Origin of the sequence: Stenotrophomonas pavanii, assembly GCF_900101175.1 — a bacterium.
GTDB lineage: Bacteria > Pseudomonadota > Gammaproteobacteria > Xanthomonadales > Xanthomonadaceae > Stenotrophomonas > Stenotrophomonas pavanii.
This window is the reverse complement of the sequence record NZ_FNFQ01000003.1, coordinates 196,759-221,903: the sequence shown is the minus strand read 5'-3', so window position 1 is coordinate 221,903 and position 25,145 is coordinate 196,759. Positions and strand designations below refer to the sequence as shown.

Annotated in this window: 20 protein-coding genes and 1 pseudogene; 12 read left to right on the top strand and 9 right to left on the bottom strand. The window is 62.7% G+C overall.

Annotated elements, in window-relative coordinates; translation table 11 throughout:
• The first annotated feature begins 12 nt into the window (after window positions 1-12).
• Together BLS66_RS07220 and BLS66_RS07215 are read left to right on the top strand one after the other, a co-directional pair.
• Complete coding sequence (locus BLS66_RS07220) at window positions 13-402, top strand: GtrA family protein (RefSeq protein ID WP_074725533.1); 390 nt, start codon at window positions 13-15, stop codon at window positions 400-402.
• Between the two features lie 579 nt (window positions 403-981).
• Window positions 982-2,553 (top strand): LTA synthase family protein, encoded by a 1,572-nt coding sequence (locus BLS66_RS07215; RefSeq protein WP_244152965.1) that lies wholly within the window; start codon window positions 982-984, stop codon window positions 2,551-2,553.
• A gap of 41 nt (window positions 2,554-2,594) precedes the next feature.
• On the opposite strand, the gene BLS66_RS07210 is transcribed toward BLS66_RS07215, so the two are convergent.
• Window positions 2,595-3,458 (bottom strand): phytanoyl-CoA dioxygenase family protein, encoded by an 864-nt coding sequence (locus tag BLS66_RS07210; protein WP_244152964.1) that lies wholly within the window; start codon window positions 3,456-3,458, stop codon window positions 2,595-2,597.
• A 340-nt stretch (window positions 3,459-3,798) separates the two neighbouring features.
• Here BLS66_RS07210 and BLS66_RS07205 point away from each other — a divergent pair, with 340 nt between their 5' ends.
• The 10 genes from BLS66_RS07205 (at window position 3,799) to BLS66_RS07160 (ending at window position 15,302) form a co-directional block, all read left to right on the top strand.
• The gene (locus BLS66_RS07205) at window positions 3,799-4,731 is read left to right on the top strand and encodes a lysylphosphatidylglycerol synthase transmembrane domain-containing protein (RefSeq protein WP_244152963.1); all 933 of its coding nucleotides are present in this window, start codon (window positions 3,799-3,801) and stop codon (window positions 4,729-4,731) included.
• 58 nt (window positions 4,732-4,789) lie between these two features.
• Window positions 4,790-6,187: a UbiA family prenyltransferase gene (locus tag BLS66_RS07200; protein WP_074725639.1), complete on the top strand. Its 1,398-nt coding sequence runs from the start codon at window positions 4,790-4,792 to the stop codon at window positions 6,185-6,187.
• Entirely contained in the window at window positions 6,184-7,497 is a 1,314-nt protein-coding gene (locus BLS66_RS07195) for an FAD-binding oxidoreductase (RefSeq protein WP_074725532.1), read from the top strand. Before BLS66_RS07200 ends, BLS66_RS07195 begins: the two co-directional genes overlap by 4 nt.
• Before the next feature lie 2 nt (window positions 7,498-7,499).
• Window positions 7,500-8,231, top strand: a complete 732-nt coding sequence (locus BLS66_RS07190) for an SDR family oxidoreductase (protein ID WP_074725531.1) — start codon at window positions 7,500-7,502, stop codon at window positions 8,229-8,231.
• A 27-nt stretch (window positions 8,232-8,258) separates the two neighbouring features.
• The gene (locus BLS66_RS07185; protein ID WP_074725530.1) at window positions 8,259-8,930 is read left to right on the top strand and encodes a class I SAM-dependent methyltransferase; all 672 of its coding nucleotides are present in this window, start codon (window positions 8,259-8,261) and stop codon (window positions 8,928-8,930) included.
• Between the two features lie 29 nt (window positions 8,931-8,959).
• Window positions 8,960-9,904, top strand: coding sequence for an NAD-dependent epimerase/dehydratase family protein (locus tag BLS66_RS07180; RefSeq protein ID WP_074725529.1), 945 nt, complete (start codon window positions 8,960-8,962; stop codon window positions 9,902-9,904).
• A 29-nt stretch (window positions 9,905-9,933) separates the two neighbouring features.
• Window positions 9,934-11,226, top strand: coding sequence for an NAD(P)/FAD-dependent oxidoreductase (locus BLS66_RS07175; RefSeq protein ID WP_074725528.1), 1,293 nt, complete (start codon window positions 9,934-9,936; stop codon window positions 11,224-11,226).
• A gap of 185 nt (window positions 11,227-11,411) precedes the next feature.
• Window positions 11,412-13,127 (top strand): hypothetical protein, encoded by a 1,716-nt coding sequence (locus BLS66_RS07170; RefSeq protein ID WP_074725527.1) that lies wholly within the window; start codon window positions 11,412-11,414, stop codon window positions 13,125-13,127.
• Between the two features lie 46 nt (window positions 13,128-13,173).
• The gene (locus tag BLS66_RS07165) at window positions 13,174-13,569 is read left to right on the top strand and encodes a GtrA family protein (protein WP_074725526.1); all 396 of its coding nucleotides are present in this window, start codon (window positions 13,174-13,176) and stop codon (window positions 13,567-13,569) included.
• Window positions 13,570-13,646: 77 nt separating this feature from the next.
• Window positions 13,647-15,302 (top strand): hypothetical protein, encoded by a 1,656-nt coding sequence (locus tag BLS66_RS07160; protein ID WP_074725525.1) that lies wholly within the window; start codon window positions 13,647-13,649, stop codon window positions 15,300-15,302.
• A 44-nt stretch (window positions 15,303-15,346) separates the two neighbouring features.
• Here the strand turns inward: BLS66_RS07160 and BLS66_RS07155 are convergent, their stop codons facing one another.
• From BLS66_RS07155 to BLS66_RS07125, 8 genes and pseudogenes are all read right to left on the bottom strand, one after another.
• Window positions 15,347-16,348 (bottom strand): glycosyltransferase family 2 protein, encoded by a 1,002-nt coding sequence (locus BLS66_RS07155; protein ID WP_074725524.1) that lies wholly within the window; start codon window positions 16,346-16,348, stop codon window positions 15,347-15,349.
• A gap of 34 nt (window positions 16,349-16,382) precedes the next feature.
• The gene (locus BLS66_RS07150; RefSeq protein ID WP_208596516.1) at window positions 16,383-18,713 is read right to left on the bottom strand and encodes a hypothetical protein; all 2,331 of its coding nucleotides are present in this window, start codon (window positions 18,711-18,713) and stop codon (window positions 16,383-16,385) included.
• A complete protein-coding gene (locus BLS66_RS07145; RefSeq protein WP_143025134.1) occupies window positions 18,703-19,956 on the bottom strand; it encodes a rhamnosyltransferase WsaF family glycosyltransferase in 1,254 nt (417 codons plus the stop codon). The genes BLS66_RS07150 and BLS66_RS07145 overlap by 11 nt, the downstream gene beginning before the upstream one ends.
• Window positions 19,953-21,521, bottom strand: coding sequence for a glycosyltransferase family 2 protein (locus BLS66_RS07140; RefSeq protein WP_341860462.1), 1,569 nt, complete (start codon window positions 21,519-21,521; stop codon window positions 19,953-19,955). Before BLS66_RS07140 ends, BLS66_RS07145 begins: the two co-directional genes overlap by 4 nt.
• A 319-nt stretch (window positions 21,522-21,840) precedes the next feature.
• Window positions 21,841-22,836, bottom strand: a complete 996-nt coding sequence (locus BLS66_RS07135; RefSeq protein ID WP_244152971.1) for a wsae — start codon at window positions 22,834-22,836, stop codon at window positions 21,841-21,843.
• 45 nt (window positions 22,837-22,881) lie between these two features.
• Window positions 22,882-23,151: pseudogene (locus BLS66_RS21055) on the bottom strand (class I SAM-dependent methyltransferase); the annotation flags it as partial.
• Window positions 23,132-24,364 carry an ABC transporter ATP-binding protein gene (locus BLS66_RS07130; RefSeq protein WP_074725522.1) on the bottom strand — a complete coding sequence of 411 codons (1,233 nt, stop codon included), beginning with the start codon at window positions 24,362-24,364 and terminating at the stop codon, window positions 23,132-23,134. The gene BLS66_RS07130 and the pseudogene BLS66_RS21055, both read right to left, overlap by 20 nt.
• A complete protein-coding gene (locus tag BLS66_RS07125) occupies window positions 24,361-25,143 on the bottom strand; it encodes an ABC transporter permease (RefSeq protein WP_074725521.1) in 783 nt (260 codons plus the stop codon). Before BLS66_RS07125 ends, BLS66_RS07130 begins: the two co-directional genes overlap by 4 nt.
• Window positions 25,144-25,145 lie beyond the last annotated feature (2 nt).

Sequence of the window (25,145 nt, the reverse complement as noted above, 5' to 3'; positions counted from 1 at the left end):
GCTGGAAAGTGCATGAGACAGAGATTCCTACGCTTCCTGATTTCTGGCGGCTCCGCAGCCGCTGTGGAGTACACCGCGTTTTTCTTGCTGCAAGCCACCTTGGGCCCTTCCTGGCTGCTGACCAATCAATCACTCAGTTTTGCGTGTGGTTTTGTGGTCAGCTTCCTGCTGAATCGTCACTGGGTGTTCCACAGTGAAGGAAAGGCTGGGCAGGAGCTCCTCAAGTACGGAATCGTCGCCGGCATCAATCTTGCCGCTGGCAATCTGGCGATGCTGTTGATGGTAGGAAGCGCAGGGATGTATCCGCTCATCGCCAAGTTCCTTGTGATGGGAATGATCGCCGCCTGGAATTACCTGGTATTTTCCCGGCTGGTATTCAGCGATAGCGCTGCGCAGCGGTGAAAGCGCAAGCAAGTGAAGTGTCGCGGGCGACCTCATAGCTTCAGTAGCGAACCAGAAGAGCAGCTCGCTCTGTAGACATGAACCGACATCAATTGGTGTCGGTTTTTTTTGCAAAGAAGGCAGTCGGTCGCATTTTCCTAGACCAATCGCCACGATCAGCAAACTTCCTGCCCATGTGGAGTGGGACGCGTGCCGCCGTGTATCAGTCCACTACGCAATGCGATGTTTCGACACGCAGTCATAAATGTGACAGCGCAGTGAATAGGCCTTATGATCCACGCCGCCAAGCAGTGCCGACCATTCAAGTCCGGCACCTCGCGCACTCCCGTTTCCGAAAGGCATCCAGGAAGAAGTCCTTGGAGAGTCTTCCATTTGGCTGATGAGCATTAGTATTTTGAACATGTGGCGGCGCCTTCCGGCCTGGGGAACCTGCGTTGCTGGATTACTGACCGGCTTATTGTTGTTGCGGATGGGCCGCTATTACGCGCATGCCGATCTCCTGTACCTGAGCATCAGTTTCCTGCTGGAGCTGATACTGCTCGATCTGGTTACTCGCTTCGCGCTTGGCGTCGGCAACCGGTGGCTGCGGATCTTGGCCCTGTTCATCCCGCAGCAGCGGGCTTCGTCTACGTGGCCCAACTCTATTCGGCATGGCTGTCCGGGGGACTCATTCCACCCATTGCCTTTGCCAATCAGGAAGTGGTTGGACTGATCGCCTTCAACGGCGTGTACGCCATGCTGGGCGCCTATCTGCTCGCCTTCATCGCATTCGCCGTTGTCCACAGCGTGGACGCGCCCCGCTTCAGCCCGCGCACTTCATTGGCATCGCTGGCAATAGCCGCGACTGTCTATGCCGGCATGATTCACGCTCAGCCCCTGGCTCGCGGGATCGTCATTGCGCGTGGCGAGGCACCGATCTCGTCGTTCCTGCGTGCCTACTCCACCTTCAACAGCATGAGCGGTCGAGCCCAGCTCTCTGCAGCGGAGCTGCTTGAAGCGCGTGCCGAGTTCTCGCGAAGGAAGGTCTATCAGCAGGGATTCCCGACCAGGATGACCTCCAGCCTGCCAGCCAAGCCGAACGTCATTGTGATCTTCACCGAGGGCATGTCTGCGCGATGGATGGATACCTATGACAGTGCACATGCCGGCGTGACTCCCAACCTGGACCGCTTGGCCGGGGGCTCGCTGGTGGTCACCAACTACTACAACCATACGGCTGCTACGTTCCGTGGCCTACGCGGGCAGTTGACCTCCGGACACCAGGAAGTCGATGGCTACAACGAAGAAGGCACGGGCATCGGGCAGCGCGACGTTTCAGCCGACATCACCGCCGTCTCCCGGGCGAGCATCGCAGACATACTTCGTGCGCAGGGCTACAGCAGCATGTTCTTCCTGTCGCAGCAGGAGTACATCAACAAGATGATCGACACTCTGGGCTTCGACCGCGTACTGGGTCGCGACTATCTGTATGACGTCCACGTCCGTGGGAACACGCACGGTGCACGCCCGAAGTATCTTTCTGACGTCCAGTTGTTCGACAGCATGCTCTCCGAGCTGGAAGCGCAGCCAGCAGACAAGCCGTTCTTTGCGGCCGCGTACAACTTCCAGACCCATGCATTCCTGGATGGAAGCAACACATACGGCAAGGGCGACAACATCGTCCTAAACCGCTTCCATACCTACGACCGCGACATCGGTCACTTCATCGATCGATTCATGGCCAGCCGCCTGCACGAGAACACCCTGCTGGTGATCACCGCGGATCATTCCACTTTCCCCGGGCCGAATGCCGTCGCCGCGGACCCCCGTGTCCCGGGCTACTTCGTCGACAGGATTCCCCTGCTGATCTACTGGAAGGGGGTGGAGCACCAAACGATCGACGCTGGTGGCAAGAATTCGCTGGATCTGGCGCCTTCGTTGCTCAGCCTGCTGAACGTGAAGAACGCTCACAACCTGTTCCTGGGTTGCACGCTCTTCGAACAATGCGCGCTAGACAGAGTGTCCAACATTGGCGTCGAGTACATCCTGACCGATGCCAACAGCTCGTACTCGGAGTACTACGTCCCCCCGGAACAGAAAGCATATTACGAGCAGTCAAGAGAAACGATCGAACGCTACAAAGCGATGGATCTGATCATCGATACCCGATGACCGGCAATCTGGAGCACCTTTGGGTGCTCCAGATGCAAGGATCAGTTGTTCGGGGCGAACATCGGCCGCTCCAGCTGGAGCATCGATCGCCCCGCCGTCATCGGCACCCTGCGGATCTCCTTCGGCGCGAAGGGCACGGCACCGAAATACTCTTCAATGCCATACATGGTCTCCTGCTCCGGTGCGCAGTGGAACACCATGCTCTTGCGCGTCTTGCCCGGCGAACGGATGGGCGTACCACCATGCGGCAGCTCAGGGTGCCAGATGAAGCAGTCACCCTTCTTGATCAGGGCGATGTGCTGCGGAATGCCACGGCGGTTGACTTCTTCCGCCACCCGTCCAATGTAGCGATTGAACGCATCGCCAAGCTCTGGGGGGGTCGCGCCAGTAGCCTGGATCGGCTCGATCTCGATCTTGTGCCCCCCGGGGAAATACTGCAGCGGACCAGCATCTGCATGCACATCCTCAAGAGCGAACCAGATCCCCGCGAACATGTTGTTCGGTCGAGTGTGGAAGAAAGGTGTATCCCGATGGATGGCCTGCTCGCTGGACTGCTCGAAGAAGAGCGACGTCGCCACGAATGCGCGATCAGAGAAGAACGTATCAAGTGTCTCCATCACCAGCGGCTTGCTGATGGCCAGCTGAGCCGCCTCGCTGACAAGATGCATGTTGGTAAGGCGCGAATGCCTGCCGGTCTGCATGACGAACTGGTCAGCCTCCTCCCTGTGCTCGTCAACGTACGCATTGAATGCATCGCAGATTCGATCGCACTCCTCTGCGGTCAGTACACCCGGCAGGTGCACGAACCCCTGCTCATGCAGATTGGCAGCGGCCGAAGCCGCCGTGTGCAGCACCGGTTTACTGCCCTTGCTGTGCGAACCCAAGACGAAATCCAACAGGCCCATTGCTTATTCCTTGTAATGACACGGCCCCCTTTCCGGGAAGCCCGCTCGGGGTTCCGAAGCCGCCGCCAAGCGTGCAGCACCTAACCCCCCCCCTGTCCGGCAATCACCATGCTCTGGCATGGGACCTAGACCGCCGGCTGCGTGGGGAGGGTACCACGGCAGCCGCTAAGGCGCCGAGATGCCTCGCTGATGAAGGCATGAAGAAGTTAAAAGCCACAAACAATGCCGCTAGAATGCTGGCTCGAACCCCTACCAGCCTGGGCGGAGCCCATCCAACGTGCGCCTGCCTTCCCCCAACGAGGGCCTTCCGCCGCCCGGTCCGCCTAAATGGCGGGGCGCCTTGGCGCTTTCCATCGTGACGGCGGGCTACTTGGCCGTACTGATCTATGTGGACCGGGACGCCCATGCGCTCGAACGACTGACCGCCCTGGCCGCGCCGTTGCTGGTCTGCTCGGCACTGGTGCTGGCCAGCTTTGCACTGCGCTATCAGCGATGGCATGGCGCACTTCAACGACAGGGTCACCCTGTCGATCATTGGCGCGGCCTGCGTGCCTACCTTGCCGGTTTCGCGTTCACAGCTTCCCCCGGCAAAGCAGGCGAACTGCTGCGCATCCGCTACTTCGCGGCTATGGGCGTACCGTCGCGTACCGTACTTGCGACGTTCATCCACGAGCGGGGCCAGGATCTGCTGATCCTCACGCTACTGGGCATGAGCGCAGCCGCTCTGGTACCAGCACTGGGCGCGGTGCTGGGCCTGGTTCTGACGCTGTTGATCCTGCTGCTGACCAGCTGCAGCGCCTGGTTGCAGACTCGTCTGTTGCGGCTGATCCGCTTGGTGCCCGTCACCCCCTTCAGACGCCTTGCCTCCTTCCTGTTCGATGGTCTGATCGCAGCTGGACCATTGTGGAGGCCAGCTGCCGCGCTGCCGGGCATGGCCTGGGGAACGATCGCTTGGCTCCTCAGTGCCCTGGCATTCGCCACACTCTGCTCTGCCGTCGGCCTGCAACTGGCGTGGCACCAAGCGCTGGGGATCTATCCGATCGCAATGCTGGCGGGCGCGGTGTCATTTGTTCCTGGTGGCGTCGGCACAACCGAAGCAGCCATTGTCCTGATGCTCGCTGCCACCGGCGCCTCGCTGGACGCGGCCCTGGCGGTAGCGGTCGGCATTCGGTTGACCAGCCTCTGGCTGGCGGTGGCCGTGGGCTTGCTGGCCATGACGAATCTCGAACTGCAAGCGACCCAAGCCCCTTCCTCCCCCTCCCGCCCGCATTGACCCGCCATGCACCTACTGCACACCGGAGCGCAGAATTTTGGCTATTGAACACCGTGCCCTGTGCGTCGACCTGGATGGCACCCTGCTCCGTTCAGACGTCCTCTACGAATCGCTGCTGGCCCTGCTGGCCCATAATCCCCTGTACCTGTTCCTGGTGCCGTTCTGGCTGCTACGGGGAAAGGCCTACGTAAAGCGCCAGCTGGCCTCGCGCGTGCACCTGCCCGCCGAAACCCTGCCCTATGACGAGCGGGTACTGGAAATCCTGCGGACCACCTCTCAGCGCCCACGCGTGCTGTGCACGGCCTCCGACCGGCTGCTGGTACAGCCCATTGCCGACCACCTTGAGCTGTTTGAAGAGGTGATGGCGAGCGATGGCCAGACCAACCTGTCCGGCAGCAACAAGGGCCAGGCACTGGCAGCGCGCTTTGGCGAACGAGGCTTCGATTACATGGGAAACGGCACGGTCGACCTGAAGGTATGGGCCCATGCCGGCGGTGCGATCGTGGTCAACAACGGGGCCGGGCTGGCCAAGGCCGCGGCCAAGCAGACCGAAGTGCTCGGCCACCTTCCGTCGCAGAACGGCGGCCTGATCACGTGGATCAAGGCGCTGCGCGTCTACCAGTGGCTGAAGAACCTGCTGGTGCTGGTACCACTGCTGACAGCGCATCGCTTTCTCGATCTCACTTCGATCATCGATGCGGGCGTGGCCTTCCTGGCCTTCGGCCTGTGCGCATCCGGCGTGTACCTACTCAATGACCTGCTCGACCTGACCCCGGATCGGATGCACCCGCGCAAGCGCAAGCGCCCATTTGCCGCGGGCACATTGCCGCTGCTGCATGGCCTGATGGTGGCACCGCTGATCACACTGGCAGGCTTCGCCCTGGCACTGACCTGCAGCCCGGCTTTTGCAGGCGTGCTGCTGTGCTACTACGTGATGACCCTGAGCTACTCGCTCAAGCTCAAGCGCATTGTAATGATCGACGTGGTGATGTTGGCGGCGCTTTACACCGTACGCATCATCGGCGGCGCGGTGGCGATCAACTCCGAGCTATCGTTCTGGCTGCTGGCGTTCTCGATGTTCGTGTTCCTCAGCCTTGCCATGCTCAAGCGCTACACCGAACTGGCCTCGGCATTGGCCAACGGCAAGGAAATGGCGATCGGCCGAGGCTACTCGGTGGCCGACCTGCCACTGGTGCAATCGCTGGGTGCCGCCGCCGGCTACATCGGCGTCGCAGTCTTCGCGCTGTACATCAACAGCCCGGAAAGCCTGGAGTTGTATACCAGTCCCAAGCTGCTATGGCTGTTGTGTCCGATCCTGCTGTACTGGATCAGCCGCATGTGGATCGTCTCCCACCGTGGCGACATGCATGACGATCCGATTGTATTCGCGGCCATGGATCGTGGCAGCCAGATCGTCATCGGCCTATGCGTACTGATCGTGCTGATCGCCATATGAGTGGAACGCTCGGCCAATCCTGGGGGCGTTACCCGCGGGTCGAACAGCGGATCGCTCCGATGCTCGACCGTCGGTCCCTCCTGCCGCTGCCACCGGAAGGCGGTGCGGTGCTGCCCCATGGCAATGGCCGCAGCTACGGCGACAGCTGCCTGAATCCTGGCGCCACGCTGCTGACAAGCCGCGCCTTGGACCGCTTCATCGACTTCGACCCTGCCACGGGCATCGTGCGCTGCGAAGCCGGGGTAACCCTGGCCGATATCCTGGATATCGCGCTGCCGCGTGGCTGGTTCCTGCCGGTCACGCCGGGTACCCGCTATGCAACCGTGGGCGGTGCGATCGGCAACGATGTGCACGGCAAGAACCACCACCGTGCCGGCACCTTCGGCCACCATGTGCGCTGCCTGGAACTGCTGCGCAGTGATGGTCTTCGCCAGCAACTCAGCCCGGCTGACGACAGCGGCCTGTTCGCGGCCACCGTGGGGGGGCTGGGCCTCACCGGCTTCATCACCTGGGCCGAACTGCAGCTGCGGCGGGTTCCTGGCCCCTGGATCGAAACCGAATCGATCCGCTTCGGCAATCTCGCTGAGTTCTTCGAGCTTTCGCGTGACTCTGCCGAAGGGTTTGAATATACGGTGGCTTGGATCGACTGCCTGGCCAAGGGCGCAAACCTCGGCCGCGGCCATTTCCTTCGTGGTGACCATGCCCCTGGGGATGCGCAGGCGGCCACGCCCAGTTCGGCCCCTCGCCGCAGCATGCCCATCGTACCTCCGGTATCGCTGGTCAATCCGCTCACCCTGCGTCCGTTCAACACCTTGTACTACTGGCGCCAGCCAGCTCGCCGGGCCCGCCACGTATCGCACTATCAGAGCTATTTTTATCCACTGGACGGCATCAACCACTGGAACCGCATGTATGGCCCGCGCGGCTTTCTGCAGCACCAGTGCGTACTGCCACCCGAGGTCGCACACGATGCCACCGCCGCCCTGCTGGCGGAGATTGCGCGCAGCGGTCGCGGCTCGTTCCTGGCGGTGCTGAAAGAGTTTGGCGACCGTCCTTCGCCGGGGCTGCTGTCGTTCCCGCGTCCAGGTACCACCCTGGCCCTGGATTTCCCCAACGATGGGCCGGAACTGCTGAAAATGCTCGACCGGCTTGATCGCATCGTGAGCGAGGCGGGCGGCGCGGTGTATCCGGCCAAGGACGCACGTATGTCCGGCGCCTTGTTCCGCCAGGCCTACCCGGCCTGGGAAGCCTTCTCCCGCTTCATCGACCCTCGATTCTCATCCGGCTTCTGGCGCCGGGTGATGGAGTAACCATGCAGAAGATCCTGATCATCGGCGCGACATCGGCCATCGCCGAATCGGTTGCACGCCTGTACGCCGCACGTGCCGCCGCGCTTTACCTGGTGGGCCGCAGTGCCGGCAAGCTGGACGCCATTGCCGCCGACCTGCGCGTACGTGGTGCCCAGCACGTGCATACCGGCGTACTGGACGTGAACGACCTGTCCGCACACGGCATGCTGCTGGACAATGCCTGGTCGGCTCTGGGCGGCGTGGATACAGTGCTGATCGCCCACGGCACGCTGCCTGACCAGGCCGCCTGCGATGCATCGGTCGAGCTGTCGCTGCGGGAATTCGCCACCAACGGCACCTCGACCATCGCGCTTTCCGCCGCGCTGGCGCAGCGCCTGCAGTCCGGGGCCAGCCTGGCGGTCATCTCCTCTGTGGCCGGTGACCGCGGGCGGGCAAGCAACTACCTGTACGGAAGCGCCAAGGCGGCCGTCACCGCCTACCTGAGCGGGCTTGGCCAACGCCTGCGTCCGACCGGCGTCAACGTACTGGTGATCAAGCCTGGCTTCGTCGATACACCCATGACCGCCGCCTTCAAGAAGGGGGCGCTGTGGGCAACACCGGACAAGGTCGCCGCCGGTATCCTCAAGGCCATCGGCAAGCGTAGGGCCGTGGCGTACCTGCCGGGTTTCTGGTGGGCGATCATGATGGTCATCAAGAACATTCCCGAAGCCGTGTTCCGTCGCCTTTCCCTCTGACCTGCACCACGAACCAGGACGACTCGTATGCCGGATATCGATCACGATCTTGATGTGTTGTATCAGCACAGGTTCCCTGCAGAAGAACTCGCCAACAAGAATCGTATCTGGCAAGTGCTTTGCAGCGAGTACTTCAGCAAGTTCGTCAGCGCCAGCGACACTGTTGTCGACATCGGCGCAGGGTACTGCGAGTTCATCAACAACATTCCTGCAGCCGGCAAGATTGCGGTCGACCTGAATCCTGATGTTCGGCGCTTCGCGGCAGACGGCGTGCGCATCATCAACGAGTCCTGCACGGCGGTAGCCTCGATACCCGATGCCAGTGTCGATGCAGTGTTCATGAGCAACTTCCTGGAGCATCTGCCCAGCAAGGATCTGGTGCTGCAAACGCTGCGCGAAAGCGCGCGCATGCTGAAGCCGGGTGGCCGTGCGATCATCCTGCAGCCGAACATCCGCTACCTGTACGACGAATACTGGGACTACTTCGACCACCACACTGCCCTAAGCGACCGCAGCCTGGTTGAGGGCGTTCTGATGGCCAAACTCGAGCCTCGCGTTGTCATTCCCAGATTCCTGCCCTACACCACCAAGAGCCGCCTGCCGCAGGCGCCATGGCTGGTGTCGCTGTATCTGAAAATCCCCCTGGCGTGGTACATCCTGGGCAAACAGGCGCTGGTTGTGGCTTACAAGCCGCGCTGACCTTATTCCATTCGCAGTCGAGCTGGTCCATGGCAAACAAGAACGACAAGATCGTCATTACCGGCGCAGCCGGCCTGGTGGGGCAGAACCTCATCGTGGAGATGAAGCAGCAGGGCTACACCCGACTGGTGGCGATCGACAAGCATGCGCACAATCTGGACATCCTGCGCCAACTGCACCCGGAGGTCGAGACGGTACTGGCCGATCTGGCCGAACCCGGCGCCTGGGCCGAACGGTTCTCCGGCGCTCGCCTGGTTGTGCAGTTGCACGCACAGATCACGGGAAAGACCACCGACCTGTTCGTACGCAACAACCTGACCGCGACAGGCCATGTGCTGGCCGCGTGCAAGGCGGCCTCTGTACCCTTCATGGTGCACATCAGCTCTTCAGTGGTGAATTCGGTGGCCAAGGATGACTACACCGACACCAAGCGCGAGCAGGAACAAATGGTCGTGGGCAGCGGACAGCGCCATTGTGTGCTGCGCCCCACCCTGATGTTCGGCTGGTTTGATCCCAAACACCTGGGCTGGCTGTCGCGCTTCATGGCGCGCACCCCCGTGTTCCCCATCCCGGGCGACGGCAGGTTCATGCGTCAGCCGCTTTACGAACGCGACTTCTGCCGCTGCATCGCCAGGTGCATCGAGACCGAACCCGAAGGTGAGGTGTTCGACATTGTGGGCGACACCCGCGTGGACTACGTGGACATCATCCGCACCATCAAGCGAGTGAAGAAGCTTCACACTATGATCGTGCACATCCCGATCGGCTTCTTTGGGTTCCTGCTGAGGATCTACAGCCTGTTCAGCAGCAAACCACCATTTACTGCGGACCAGCTGAAGGCGCTGAGCGCCGGCGACGACTTCAAGGGCGTCGATACCGAAGCAGTCTTTGGGGTAAAGCAGACGCCGTTTGAGGAGGCGATCCGCGAAAGCTATACCGACCCGCGCTACAGCCACATCGTGCTGCAGCGCTGAACAAACAGAACAGACGGAACCCAATTCGAATGAGCACTTTCGCCATCATTGGTAGTGGCCCGATGGGCTTGATGGCAGCCCTTGAGCTGCTGAAGAAAGGTCACCAGGTTGATGTGTACGAGCGTGATGACCGTATCGGCGGGATGTCGGCCGACTTCGATTTCGACGGCCTGCGCATCGAGCGCTACTACCATTTCATTTGCAAGACCGACTATCCGCTGTTCAAGCTGTTGGACGAGATGCAGCTGTCTGATCGTCTGCGTTGGACGGATACCAAGATGGGTTATTACTACCAGGGCAAGCTGCACAAGTGGGGCACGCCGTTCGCCCTGCTAGGCTTCCCGCATCTGGGTCTGATCGACAAGGTGCGCTACGCCCTGCACGTGATGTACACCAAGGGCATCCAGGATTGGACAGCTCTGGACAAGGAGAACGCACGCGACTGGATCACCCGCTGGATCGGCCCGAATGCCTACAAGGTGATGTGGGAAAGGGCATTCGCACTGAAGTTCTTCGAGTACCAGAACGATCTTTCAGCCTCCTGGATCGGCACGCGCATCAAGCGCGTGGCGCTGTCGCGTCGCAATCTGTTCAACGAGAGCATGGGTTACCTGCAAGGCGGCTCGGCCGTGCTGCTCGACAGGATGGCCAAGGAAGTCGTTCGCCTCGGCGGGCGCATCCTGCTTTCCCAGCCGATCCAGGAAGTCACCTCTGCCGGGGGGAAGGTCACCGGCATCCGCACGCCCGACGGTCATCAGCCCTATGAAACCGTGGTTTCCACCGCCCCCATCCAGTACGTGCCCGATATGGTTCCCGGCCTTCCGAAGGCATTCGCCGACCAGGTCGGCGCCATTGAGAACATTCCGGTAGCCTGCGTGATCCTGAAGCTGTCGCAGCCGGTCAGCGAGAATTTCTGGATGAACATCAGCGATGATCGCATCGCCATTCCCGGCCTGATCGAGTACAGCAACCTCAATCCTGGCGAGGGCCCCGGCGAGCACATTGTCTACGCGCCCTACTACATGCCCAAGACCCATCCGAAGTGGCAATGGAGCAATCAGCAGTTGATCGACGAAGTGATCAGCTATCTGCCCATGATCAACCCGGCCTTCGAGCCGGACTGGATCAAAGCCACCCATTGCCACCGCTACGAGTACGCGCAAACCATCTGCCCGCCCGGGTTCCAGGACATGCTGCCCCCAATGAAGACGCCACTGCAAGGCTTCTTCATGGCCGATACGGCGTACTACTATCCGGAAGATCGTTCGATCAACGAGAGCATCGCAGTGGGGGCGGCGCTGGCAGACCTCGCCAGCCGCTGAACCACTCCCCCTTGTCCGCCAGGCAGCTCTCAACGATGCCAAACTCATCAATCCTCAGGCACCTGCACCCTGGGAACAGTTCGTTCCTCCGCCTGGTCCTGCTGCTGGGTGCGGTGGTCGTGGCGATATTGGGCCTCAGCGACCGCGAGTATCAAGGCCGCGTCAGCGGTGGATGCTCGCAGGCGATGTCGCCTTTCCTGAAGCAGGCAACGTCGTCCAGCTCACGTGCGATTTCCTTCTGCGACCTGCAGAACGCCGATACGGCAGAACTGGTCGTCGAACCCATCCCCGCCGGCACCCCGTCAGTGTCGATCGAAATCGCCGGCTATGGTGATACGCCAGGCATCAGCGCGGTCCTCTCCGGGCCTGACGGAGTGGAGGTACCGGTTCCGCTGCCGCGCGCGGGGGACCGCTGGGTCCGCTGGATCATCGAAGTGCCACCTGCCTTGCAGGCGCAGGAGAGTCGCCTGATCGTGCGCGACCAGACCCAGGAAGGCTTCGGCTGGATTGGCGTGGGCATCGTCTCCGGCTACGGTGGATGGGTGCCGGTCAGCATCGCGCTGCTGCTGGTTGCGGTGCTGTATCCCTGGCTGGGCCGCATCGATCACGGCAACACGCTCTCCGGCCCCCCGCGCCACCGACGTCAACGCCTCTGGGTTGGTGCATTCGTTGCAGCGGCAACATTGCTGGCACTCGTGCTGCGCCGTCCGTCGCAATGGCGCAACCCCTACGTCTGGGTGGAAGATGGCAAGGACCTGCTGCCGGATTTCCTGCATTATGGATGGAGCACGCTGGTCCATCCGGTGGCCGGTTACATCCTGCTGCCCAACAAACTGATCAACGCGATCTCGGTCACGTTGTCGTTCCGCTGGTTGCCGGAAATCAGCCTGGCACTGGCGGCAGCGATGACGATGGCGGTCATGGTCACGCTGGCCCTGGCCCCGACGCGCCTGCGCGCTCCCTGGGCATGCGCGCTGGCGGTCCTTGCGGTTCCCACCGATGCGGAGGTCTTCTCCACATCGGCCTATGCATTGTGGTGGGGCGGTTTCCTGGTGCTGATTCCGCTGTTCTGGGATGAGCAGCGCTCTCCCGGACTTCGCTGGCGGCTGCCCATGCTGCTGCTCGGTGCGCTGTCTTCGCCGCTCATCGTGATGATGGTGCCGCTGTACGGCGTGCGTGCACTTCTGCTGCGCCGGCGCGGTGAGTGGTACCTGCTGGCCGTCGCCGCCCTGTTCGGCGCGATGCAGGCACTGCTCGTGGTGCTGAACCCGGTCGCTTCCCAGGAGCACCGCTCACTCCCCGGCATCTCGGCGCTGCTGGAGCGCTTCGTCGGTCATTTCCTGTTCTGGCGCCCCGACCTGGCCCAGCCCGCACTCGTTGCGGGCATCGGCGTGGCGCTTTCGATCGTCATCCTGGCTGCTGCGTGGGCCCAGCGACGTGAACGCAACTGGGTTCTGCCTGCGCTCATCGCCTGCTTCCTGCTGTCGGTCGCCGCTGCCGCAGCTCGGGTGCCGGTCGATCCGCTCGACCCCTTCAGCGGCGGACCCCGCTACTTCTTCTATCCTTATGTGTTCCTTGCCTGGATCCTGATCCATCTGATTGGCGGGGCCCGCGGCCCGGCACGGGTGATGCTGGTGCTGCTGCTGCTGGCCCCCCTGCATCAGACGCTACAGTACGGATTCCGCACGCACACCACGCTGGACTGGCGGGTAGAGGTTCAGCGCTGCACAGCCGGGCACTCGCTTGCCGGCCCAGCCGTGCATTGGACTGGACGGCTGGAGAACCTCTGGCACGCCCCGCTCACGGCAGAGCAATGCCGTCAGCTGGTCAGCCGCAGTCTGTTCGACAACCGTCTCGGCCCGCAGGATCTGCCGTCGTCCCCAGCCTCCTCCACACAGTAACCAGAAGTCTCCAGATGATCGTTTTCAACCTCCGCCGCTGGCAGTCATGATCGAGCGCCGCTTCATTCTCTTCATTGTCGCCAGTGGTCTGGCCGCGATCGCGAACTTCGGCTCGCGCATCGCCTTGAGCCATGTCATGTCATATGTGCCTGCGATCGTCCTGGCATATCTCATTGGCATGGCCACCGCCTTCCTGCTCAATCGGGCCTATGTCTTCAAGGACGCGAACAAGCCGCTGGCCGCGCAGGTGATGTGGTTCATCGCAGTGAACGCACTGGCCTTGCTGCAGACCCTTGTCGTCAGCCTGCTGTTCAGTCATTACGTCTTCCCATGGATGGGCCTGACCTTCCATCCTGAAACGCTCGCACACGCGTTGGGCGTCATTGCGCCGGCGGTGGTGAGCTACTTCGGGCACAAGCATTTCACCTTCAGGAAATCCTAGGCATGCCGACCCTCCCTCCTGCCTCGCCTGCTTCTCTGGGACCCGCAGGCCCACGTTCACTGCTGCGACAGCCGGCCATGCTCCTGGGCCTGGCCCTCGCACTGTTGTATGCCGTGCTGGCAGTTCTTGCCGGCAAGCATGGTTACAGCCCGGTTCCGTTCTGGGACATGTGGGACGGCACGCTCGGCTTCTATCTGCGCCAGCAGAGCGACCTTTCGGCCTGGTGGGCCCAGCACAACGAACATCGCATCATTCTGGCCAGGCTTCTGTTCTTCATCGACCTGAAGTACTTCGGCGGTCATGCAGTGTTCCTGTTGATCGTCAACTACGCCCTGGCGCTCATCACCTTCGGACTGCTGGCCTGGTGCGCCCTGCGCATCCTTCCCACGGCCACCTCCGCAATGCGCATCGTCGCCGCGGTGATCCTGAGCCTGGCCTTGCTGTGGACCCAGGAGAACAACTTGACCTGGGGCTTCCAGAGCCAGTTCTTCCTGGCTCAGCTGCTGCCGCTTGCCAGCCTGTTGCTGCTATGGCGCTCCAACGTGGCCCCACGCTGCCGCAATGCCTGGTTCGGTGCCGCCCTGCTGCTGGCAGTAGTGGCCGCCGGCAGCATGGCCAACGGCGTCCTGGCCACCTGGCTGCTGCTGGCCGGCTGTATTCTCGGCCGACAGGGCACCAAGCGCATTGCCCTGGTGGCGGTGGTCGCCCTGGGGGTCACGGCCCTGTACTTCCATGGTTACGTGTCCCCGGGCACCCATGGTTCGCTGTCCAACACCCTTCGCGATTCGCCGCGCGGCGTGATGTGGTTCCTCTTTGCCTATCTGGGGAGCCCTTTTGCGCACCTCGCCGGTGACGACAAGCCCAACCTCTACGTCGCCGTCGGCTGCGGCGCGATTGTCACCGTCCTGGCTCTCTACCTGGCAGGCACCACGCTGCTTCGCAAGCACCGCGGCGTCGATCTGGAACTGGCACTTTCATTGTTCGTGGGCTACCTGGGCACATCGGCATTTGCGGTAGCCGGCAGCCGCATTGTGTTCGGCCTGGACAGTGCCGTGGCCAGCCGCTACACCACACCAGCGCTGTTGGTGATTGCCTGCGTGATGATCCTGGGGGTCGCCCGCCTGTGCCGTCGTTTTTCCTGGGCCCGCGGCCAGGCGGCCGCCGTACTGCTGGTCATCCCGCTGGTGTTCCTGCCGCTGCAGTGGAACGCGGTCAAGCACAATCCCCTGGCCGATTTCGAGAAGACCACGGCAGCCATGGCGCTGGAAATGGGCGCACGCGATGACGAACAGATTCTGTGGACCTATCCGGACAGTCCGCGTGCGCTGGAAATCGCACGTGATGCGTCCACCCAGGACTTGTCGATTTTTGCCAGTACGTGGTTGAAGGGTGCGCGCGAGAGCATGGGCCAACGCTACGGGCCGGCACCTGCCCAAGGCTGTGGCGTGGTGCCGCCCGTTACCCGGGCATTGCCCGGATCGGGAGGCTGGTCACGCCTCCAGGGCGGGCTGGTCGATACCTATCTCGGCGAGGGTCTGGGTGCGCTCTACCTGCTGGATGCACAGGGCACGATCATCGGCCGCGGTATTCTCGCCGCCCCCGAGCGCCAGCAGGGCTCGGACAAGGTCGGCTCGCCGTTCAAGCTGTATGTGCGCGATGACACCCTGCATGCGGGCCCGATGAAGGTGGTCGTCCCCGGCATCTGCAGCGGGGACTTCAACTACAGCCCCTGAACTGACGCGTCCCGCCTGGCTGCGTGCCAGGCGGGAGGCGCCCATCAACGACGCAGGCGTGCCAGCGCGCGATGCAGCGGCGTATTGGGCTGGTTGGCGATGTCATAGCTGAGGAATGCCAGCAGGAACTGCAGGCCGCTGACGATGGCAATCGAGGGCAGCACCACCGTGCCTACGGGCGCGGAGACACCCTCATTGGCGGCAACAATCCAGTTCCAGCCGCCGTACAGTACGCCGCCACCGAGCAGCGCCAGCGCCGCGATCAATTCCAGTGAAGCGATGCTGAGGTCACGCAGGTAGTACCGGTAGGCGATGCGCTTGCAGAAGTTGCGGGCATGCTTGAGCGCGAACTCGCCGAGTACCTGACTGATCTTCAAATTGCTCACTTCGTCGCCATAGCGTGCATCCATCGGGACATCCTGCACCACAGCCTGCATGGCATTGAGCCTGAAGAGGAGATCGGTTTCAAAGAAGTAACGCGTACTGATCGCCTCCATCGGCAACCGCTGTGCAACAGCGGCGTGGATGGCGGTGTAGCCGTTGGTCGGATCGAACAACCGCCAATATCCACTGGATGCTTTGGCCAGGAAGGAAAGCCCCAGGTTGCCGACACGCCTCAGCATCGGCATACGGCTGATGTGCGAAAGATCCCAGAAGCGGTTTCCCTTGGTGTAGTCAGCCTCGCCGCTGAGGATCGGCGCCACAAACAGGGGCAGCAGCGCCGGATCCATCTGGCCATCCCCATCGATCTTCACGATCACGTCCATGCCATCGGCAACGGCCTGCCGGTAGCCGGTCATGGTGGCGCCTCCCACCCCCTGGTTGACTTCGTGGTAGAGCACGCGCACCCGCGGGTCGGTATTGTTCGCCTCGATGTAACGCCCGGACTGTTCCGGGCATGCATCATCCACGCAATAGATGGCAGTGACTTCCGGGCCGATGGTGGCGATCACGTCCAGGATATGCCGGATGACCTTGTAGCTGGGAACCACGACTGCGATCGCCTGTGACCGAGCGTGCTGTGTGATGTCCGTCTGTCCGAGCATTGCCCTCTCCAACTCGTTGTAGTCCATCACCGCCTCACGGATCCAACCGGTAGAACACCAGCCCGTCCGGGCCCACGGCGACCGGCTCTTCGCTGGCGCCCAATTGCCGGTAACCGGTCAGACAGTACTGCCCATCCATGACCCGCGCATCACTCTGTCCCGGCAAGCGGTGTGCCAGCAGGTGGGTGACTCCGGCTCGACGGAGCATCGCACGGGTCTGCTCCGCCTGCGAACGGCAGAACATTGAACGCAGGTCCCTGGCGAAGTAGCCGTAGCCCGAACCCAGCCTGACGTTGAACAGGTAATCACGCTGGGCGAACGGCAGATAGGGAGTGACATACATCGACGGCAGCACCCAGTCCTCGCGTCCGTTAAGCACGATCGCATAGGCAGGCGCCAACACGACCGCGTCGTCTGGCAGTTGGCTCTCCGCGCGCCGGAACGCACGCACGTCCGCCTCGGTGATCGGGAACGTCCAGCCCTGATCGGCCGGGGTTACTCCCTTGATATCCACCAGGACGAAGGCTGCAACCAGCACCACCGCCACACCACCCACAAGCACGTTTACCGGCACGCGAACCCAGCGCCGCGCTGGCAACCCCGGGCAGCGCCACTGCAGCAGCGCATCTGCAGTCATCACCAGCGTCGCCAGCAGCAGGGACCAGTGCAGGAGCACCGCGTACATGCTCAGCAGGCCGATGTAGCGCTGCGTGTACGTACTCAGCAGGCTGGCTTCAAGCGTTTCGTGCCCCAATGCAAGCGTGGTGATGTTCGACACGCGAAGCGCCACGGCCACGGCAATGATCAACGCGATCTGGGCAGCCAGCAGCAGCGAGAATGCGCGGCGGCGCCGGATCGCTTCAGGCGCGATGGTCAGCATGGCCACCGCAAGCACGGAGGTGATCGCAATCAGCAGGCGCGTCATCGGCAACAGCCGCTGCCCCATCAGCTGCTGCGACTCGGGCAGATACTGCATGCCGAAACCGGGTTGGGGGCCATACCACAGCTCCCAGCGCAGTACCTGCACGATGTGCTCGCGGAACGCATCAGAGGTGCGGCTGAGTTCGGCCGGGGTGGCCAGCATGTGCAGGCCCAGTGTCTGTTCCACGAACCGGCGTACTGGCGGCAGCGCTTCCGCCAGCAGTTGCAGGTAGTAGGGATCGGTGACCAGCAAGAGGCCGCCGAGCAGGCCGCCGCCGACCATGCCCAGCAGCGGCACGGCAACCTTGCCGCGCATCGCATGAGCACGCCACCACAACGGGGTCATCAGCACCAGCCAGGCCGGCACACTGAAACTGACAAAGGCAATCGCCAGCGACGGGTTGAGCTTGGCCGCCATGGCACCGGCCAGCGGCAGGCTCAGCCAGGCCAGCAACCACGAACGAAGCGAACGGACAGGCTCGAGCCAGGCGAGCATCGCGCACAGGACCGGCAACAACAGGGTCGAGAAGGCCGCCAACCGCCCGGTGCTGTTGAGATCGTCCATCGGGTACAGGAACATCGTGCCACGCAGGATGGCGTAGCCCAGAACCACCGTAAGCAGGGCCGACCACATGCCCTGCGCAGGATGGGACAGCGCCCGCCCACGCATCCACAGGAAGATCACTTCCACGAATGCGAACACGGCCAGTGTCGCCTGCAGCACCGGCTGGATCTTCAGGAACGGGCCAATGTGCGCACCCAGCCCCGGCCAGGCCCACAGTGCTGCGAACAAGTGCAGCATTTTCGGGTACTTTTCCAGCCAATCTGTATGACCTGCAGTCAGCTTCGGATAGCCCGCATTGAACAGATCGAGGGCGAATGCAATGTGCTGATGCGTATCCAGGCCCAGGGCACCGGCGCGCAGGGAGTAGTGTGTCGCCGCCTTGAGCAGCACCAGCGCAGCCAACAGAGCGAGCAGCAGCCATGCCGGGCCGCCGAGGCGGTGCGCCTGGCTTGCCTCCGGCGCGCACGGCTTCCGCCGTATGACGGTGACGGAAGCTGCGACCACGGCCAGGCACATCAGGGAAAGACCAAGAGGCAGGCCCAATACCCGCCCCCAAACCCAGGTCAACGGTGCCAGCAGCAGCCAGAGCACCACCAAGCCTGTCTGGCCGAGCAACACCCGCACGAAGATCGCCGGCGACTGCAACACTGCATCCAGCCGGAACATCCGGGCGACCAGCTCGCCCAGCCCCGCCATGCCGGCAAAACCGGCGGCAAGCAGCAGCAGGAACTGCGCCTGCGCACCACTGTGCACAAACGGCACGGCGAGCAGGACCAGGATCACGACCGGCCACAGGTAGGCACGTAGGGTCTGGCCGCGCACCGGCCACACAGGGGCATCATTCACAATCAAGATTCCATCTTCAACCTCACGCCTCAAGGCGCAAGGCGTCCATTACATCTTCGGCGATCCTGTCGAAGCTTCCCGCGCGCAGGAGCGGATGTTCAAGGCCTGCAATCAAACCCGGCATCATCTGCCTCCGCTCGCATGCATCGACCTGGGCGATCAATGCCGCACAGATCGCCTCCGGAGTCATCGATTCCAGCGAGACGATGTTCTCTGTCGTCTCGTCCAGGCGCTTGTTGTCATAGCGATTGGTGACCACGCCCATCCCGAACGCGGCCATCTCCAGCGGTGGATAGCTGGGATGTGGCGACACCATCAAGGACAGTCCCAAGGCCGAAGTGGACAAGAGCTCAGCGTAGGCATCGATGTTCAACTTGCCCAGGGCCTTCAGACTGAACGGTCCCAGATCCAGGTCGGACTGCAGTTCACCGGGCGCGGCGACCTCCCACTGTGCTGCACGTGCGTCCTTCCATCCCCACAGGCGCAATCCTTCACAGATCAACTCGAACGCATTTCGCGGCGTACCAGGGCGCGCATAGACCACGATGCGGCGATCGCGCGCAGCCGGCGCATTGCGGACCTGTTGCAGGGCCGGGCGAAGGCCGTCATGCAGCACCGGCTCGAACACCGAGCGCTGCGCGTAGCGCAGATCGTGCTGTTCAAAGAAGTCGGCAAGCAGGCCCGTATTGAAAATTCCGATGTCACGATCGCAGCGGTAGGTACTCAAAGCCAATGCGTACTGGCTGGACCATGCATAGAACCCTGGCTCGAAGTCCTGGATGAGATAGATCATCGGGCGATCAATGCCCCCGTTTTCGCCCTGCCAATGCGACATCCGTTGTGCTGCATACGCTGTCCACCAGGCGGTGGCCACCCAGATGTCCTCACCGGCCACCGGCAGGGTCTTCTGGTAGCGATCGCTGAACGGCACGATCTGCCGCATGGCCGTGGAGATCTGGTCCGCAGGCACCAGTACGTGGTCGGAGAAGCGCGAAAGCGCTTCCTCATCCGGTGAGCTGTCGACCAGCACGATCCGAGATGCGGGGAAATGCCGGCACAGCTCACGGTAGATCAGCACGGCCGTATGGATGCCGCCGAAGTAATGCTGCTTGTTGATCGACGGCAGCACCAGATTCAGCCGCTTGTCCTGCCAGTCATCATGCCGGGGCGTGCACGGGGTGATCTCGGCAACGTGGGTGTTGGGCGTGGGCACACCGGGAGCGCTTGCGTCCAGGCGTGCGGCAATGCGCCGCAACAGGTGACCCAGGCGGCTCATTGCATGCTCCCGCGCAGGCGCGGTGAAGACGCCATGTAATCCAGATTCGGGCTGAAGAACGGATCGCCTTCTTCGCGATACGGCGAGTACGCTTCGGCCGAGCGCACGAAGTCACTTTCCGGAATCGCACGCGGATCGCGCGTCTTGGATTCGTGGTGGATCATCACCGAACGTGCGACGTACACAGTGGCCAAGCCACGCGCATGCGCGCGCAGGCACAGCTCCACATCGCTGCCGCACACAATGAAGGTCTCATCGAACCCGCCCAGCGACTCGAACGTGTCACGCGCCACCACCATGCACGCGCCCGTCACGGCCAGCACCTGGCGCTGCAACACCGGTGACACGAACAGATTCTGGTTGTGCACGGGCGCCTCGCCCTTGAAGACGTGGTCGGCCCAGCCACCCATGCCGATCACCACGCCGGCATGCTGGATGGTGCGATCGCCGTACAAAAGCAATGGACCGCACACGCCAACGTCTGGCCGCAGCGCGTTCTCGGCGAGCCGCTGCAGCCACTGTCCATCAATGATCTCGGTATCGTTGTTGAGGAAGACCAGCACCTCGCCACGCGCTTCGCGGGCAGCCAGGTTGTTCAGTGCCGACCAATTGAACGGTACGTCTGCGCGGATCACCCGGAAGCTGTCACGGCGGGACATCGCTTCCAGCCATTGCAGGGTCTCAGCCTGGGTTGAACCATTGTCGACAACGATGATCTCGAAGGCGCGGTAGTCCGTCTTCGCGTACAGCGATTCCACACAGGTACGCAACAGGTCCAGGCCGTCACGGGTGGGAATGATGATGCTGGCCAAGGGCCCCTTGTCCGCGTATGGGTAGCGCACGTCGTAGCAGAACAACTGCTCGCCATCGTCCACCTGCGCTCCCGGGTGGGTGGTCTGCACATGCTGCTGCAGCGCGCGGCGACCTGCATGGTGTGCGTAGGGCTTGGAGCCGGCATTGGCTGCGGTGGAACCGGCGTGTGCGCGCCAGTGATAAAGCACCTTGGGCACGTGCGCGATGGCGGCGCCAGCCGCCGCACAGCGAAGCACCAGGTCGTAATCCTGAGAGCCATCGCAGTCGCTGCGCAGCCCACCGAGCTGGTGAATCAGCGCGGCGTCAAAGCTCACCAGATGCCCCAGATACATCTGCGACAGGAACAGGTCCAGATTCCAGTCAGGCTTGAAATACGGATGCCGGAGGCGACCGTCTTCGCCGAGCACGTCGTGGTCGGTGTACACGACACCGGCCGAAGTGGCCTGGTGGCAGGCAACCACCGCAGCCAGTGCATCCGGCTCCAGAAGGTCATCATGGTCGAGGAACGTGATCCAGCGCCCCTTGGCCAGCGCCACCGCAGCGTTGGTCGTGGCAGCGATGCCCTGCCGTTCACTTGAGCGCGATACACGCAGGTTCGGCAATCGCAGCGCCAGCTCGTCCAGCACGCGCGCAACGTGAGGTTGATCAGACGCGTCGTCGTGGATGCACAGCTCCCAGTTGCGATAGGTTTGCGCTTCGACGCTGGCCACAGCCTCACGGAGGAACACCTCGGGCGTGTTGCAGACAGGCATCACGACGCTGATCAGGCCGACATCGGCCGGTGCTGGCGCTTGCGCCTGCTGGCGTAGCCACTCGGCGTAGATGTCCGGCGGCGTAACCGCCGCTGCGACAGCATGTGAGCCATTGGCATAGGCAAGGATCGATCGGACCAGATGCCTGGGCCCCTTGCGGGCGGCACGCGTGAGCGCGGAAATGATGGTACCGGCAGGAATGCCCTGCCCCTTTGCGCGACGAATGCTCCAGTAGATTCCGCGAATCAGATTACCCAGTTTGGACATCAGGCATTACCTCGTTGATTCAGCACGGTCACGTCCTTGTCGGCCCGTCGTTTCACAGGACACCCCAACCCAACAGCACTCCCGCCACAAAACCGCCTACACCCAGTCCGATCATGGCGATCTTCCACTTCTGGCGCGAACGCATGTAGTCGGCCGCACGCTGTTGCAGCCTCTGCTCCAGCTGCCGCTCGACGTCGAGCGCCTGGGCACGGGCGGCTTCAGATGCGTCTATGAGCCCATCAATGCGTTCCTGGGCCTTCTGCAGCGACTGCTGCGCATCGGCCACACTCGCTTCAAGCGCCTGCTCCTGCGCCTGCCACACAGCCTGGCGCTGCTGCCAGTCCCGCTCGGCCTGCTGCCAGTCCAGCTGCGCCCGCTGCCACTGGTCGCGTTGCTGCAGCCAATCAGCATCGGCCTCGTCCTTGCCCTGCTGCAACCGCTGCGCATAGGCTGCGGTGGCACCCCACTCGCGCTTGGCCACAGCAAGATCGGCGATGTAGGCATCCAGCAGCCGTGCCGTGGATTCCCATTCCTTTTCGGAATTGGCGGTACGCGTCGCCAGCTCGCGCAGGCCGCCGGCGAGACCGCTCAGCAGTGCAGTCGCTTCCGCATCGAGGTCGGCACGGAACGGCGGGTTTGCCTGCAAGCGCGCTGCATCGCTGGGCAGGCGCACCGCCACGCAGTATTCGCGATAAGGCTGGTCGCTGTGATCGCCGGCGAACACCCGGCTGTTGTAGAGCCGGTCAGCGGCGCTGACCAGCGGCTCCAGCTCGGGGAATTTCACCTTGATGAAATGCGCACCCATCAGGCTCGACCACAACGTTGCATTGCCCTGACCGAAGCGCAGCACCGTCATGCCGGCGCCTTCAAACGCGGCCACGATCTCGGCGGTGTCGACCAGGCCGAATTCCTTGTGCTCCTGCAGCCAGACGTAGTCCTCGCCGAACAGCTCGTGCCAACGACCATTCGCATCGACTTCAGCGTCGCGCACCCACGGCTGGTCCGGCGGGAAGCCGACGATGACCGCACGGCTGGCGACACGCGCCATCTCGGCCGCGGCCTTGGCACGCAGGGGCGCGGGAATATGCTCGAGCACATCCAGCGATACGACGGCGTCGAAGCCCTGCTCGGGGAACGGCAGCGCGGTGGCGTCAGCCACCACGAAGTCCTTCTCGTCCCCTTCCGCATGCAGGTCGGTGTACAGGAACGTTGCCTGGGGCAGGAACTGCCCGAGCAGACGCTGACGGTTGGCCCCTACTTCCAGCACCCGCGGCGCGGGCAGATCCAGCGCCTGCAGCAGATGCGTCGCCGCACCGTAGCGCTGGTAATGGTCAAAGGGAATTTCAAGCAGCGTCGGGGTCATGGACCTTCCACTCATGCGGGATATAGACCACGCCCTCACTGAAGTAGGGCGCAGCCACGGTGAAGACACTGGCTTCGGACAGATAATCCAGGCAGACCAGGCCCTTGTCGGTGAACAGTCCCACATCAACGCGGTAGCTGCCGGTCAGCAGGGTCATCGACGGGATGCAGTAGCTGACGCGGTGCGACCCTCGTGAGGTGGGAATCACCACCCGCTCAAGATAGGTGTTGGGGCCAAAGATATGCAGGCCGTCCATGCCCTTGATCGCTACGCCGAGCAGCAGGCCATCGACCACCTCATCGCCGACGGTGTAACTGATGTCCACTGTCAGCGGCTCGAACGGGGCCAGCATATCGGTGCTCAGCGCAACCGTTTCAAGATGCGCGGGGATGCTGCCCGGGGCGGGTGCCTGGCGCACTTCGGCATCCTGCGTAACAGCCAGGTCCTTGCCCAGTTCGTAGTCGCGGAAACGGTCAGCCACGAAGCTGGCTTCGCCGTGCAGCTTGACCTTGCCACCTTCCAGCCACAGCGCGGTCTGGCAGAAGCGCTTGACCTGCTCGAGCGAATGCGACACGAACAGAATGGTGGCGCCGCGTGCACGAATCTGTTCGATGCGCGAAAGGCATTTCATCTGGAAGCGGATGTCACCCACCGACAGTGCTTCGTCGATGATCAGCACATCCGGTTCGGTGTGGATGGCCACCGAGAACGCCAAGCGCACGTACATGCCGCTGGAATAGGTCTTGACCGGCCGGTCGAAGAAATCACCGATATCGGCGAAGTCAATGATGGACTGCAGCTTGTCGTCCACTTCCTTGCGGCTCAGGCCCAGCAATGACGCACTCAGGTACACGTTGTCGCGGCCAGAGAAATCCGGATTGAAACCGGCCCCCAGTTCGAGCAGCGCCGCAAAGCGCCCGCGGATGCTGACCGTGCCGGACGTCGGGCGTACCGTGCCACACAGGATCTGCAGAAGGGTCGATTTGCCGGCGCCGTTGCGACCGATGATGCCGACCGTCTCGCCCTTCGGCACGACCAGGTTGATGCCATCCAACGCTCTGAAAGTGCGGCTGGCACGGTCACCCGAAGGCTTGAGCAGCGACAGCAGGCGGTCGCGCGGGTTGGCGTAGACCGGATAGTCCTTGGTCACGCCCAGCACTTCGATGGCCGCGTCGGGCGTGGCCTGCAACGTGGTGGTCTGCGGGTTGTTCATAGGACGTCCGAGAAGCCGCGCGAGAGGCGACGGAAGAGTGCGTAGGCCAGCATCGCCGCCACCACGGAAAGCAGGAAGTGCGGCAGCAGTACTGCCAGATCAGGGGCCGAGTTCTGGACCGTCACCGCGCGCAGCTGTTCGATAGGCGTGACCAGGGGGTTGAAGTACACCAAGCCTCTTGCCGCCTCGGGCATCGCATGGGCCGGGAAGAAGATCGGGCTGAGGAACAACAGGACGCTGCTGAGGATGCCGACAAACTGGCCGATGTCGCGCAGGTAGACGCCCAGCGCCGACAGCGACCAGGCAATTGCAAGCAGCATCGGGGTCATTTCCAGCAGGATCAGCGGCGAGGCCAGCGCCCATACCGACGGCAGCCCCGACTGCCAGGTCTGCGCGACCAGCAGGATGGTCAGGCCGATGCCGGCGGTGGTCAGCGCTGCGGCCACCTTTACCATCGACAGCACCGGCAACGGGAAGACCACCTTCTTCACGAAGTTGGGCTGCCCGGCGATGATACCCGGTGCGGTGATCAGCACTTCCGACAGCAGCGTAAACGGTACCAGTCCTGCAAACAGCATCAGCGCGAAGTCGCCGGTGGATTCGGCACCCGCCCATCGCGCTTTGAACACGCCACTGAACACCAGCGTGTACACGCATAGCATCAGCAACGGTTGCAGGACCAGCCAGAGGACACCCAACGTGGTGGTGCGGTACCGTGCTGCCAACTCACGCCCAAGCAACTGGCGGAACAGGAACAGGAGATTGGCATGCTTCTGCATGG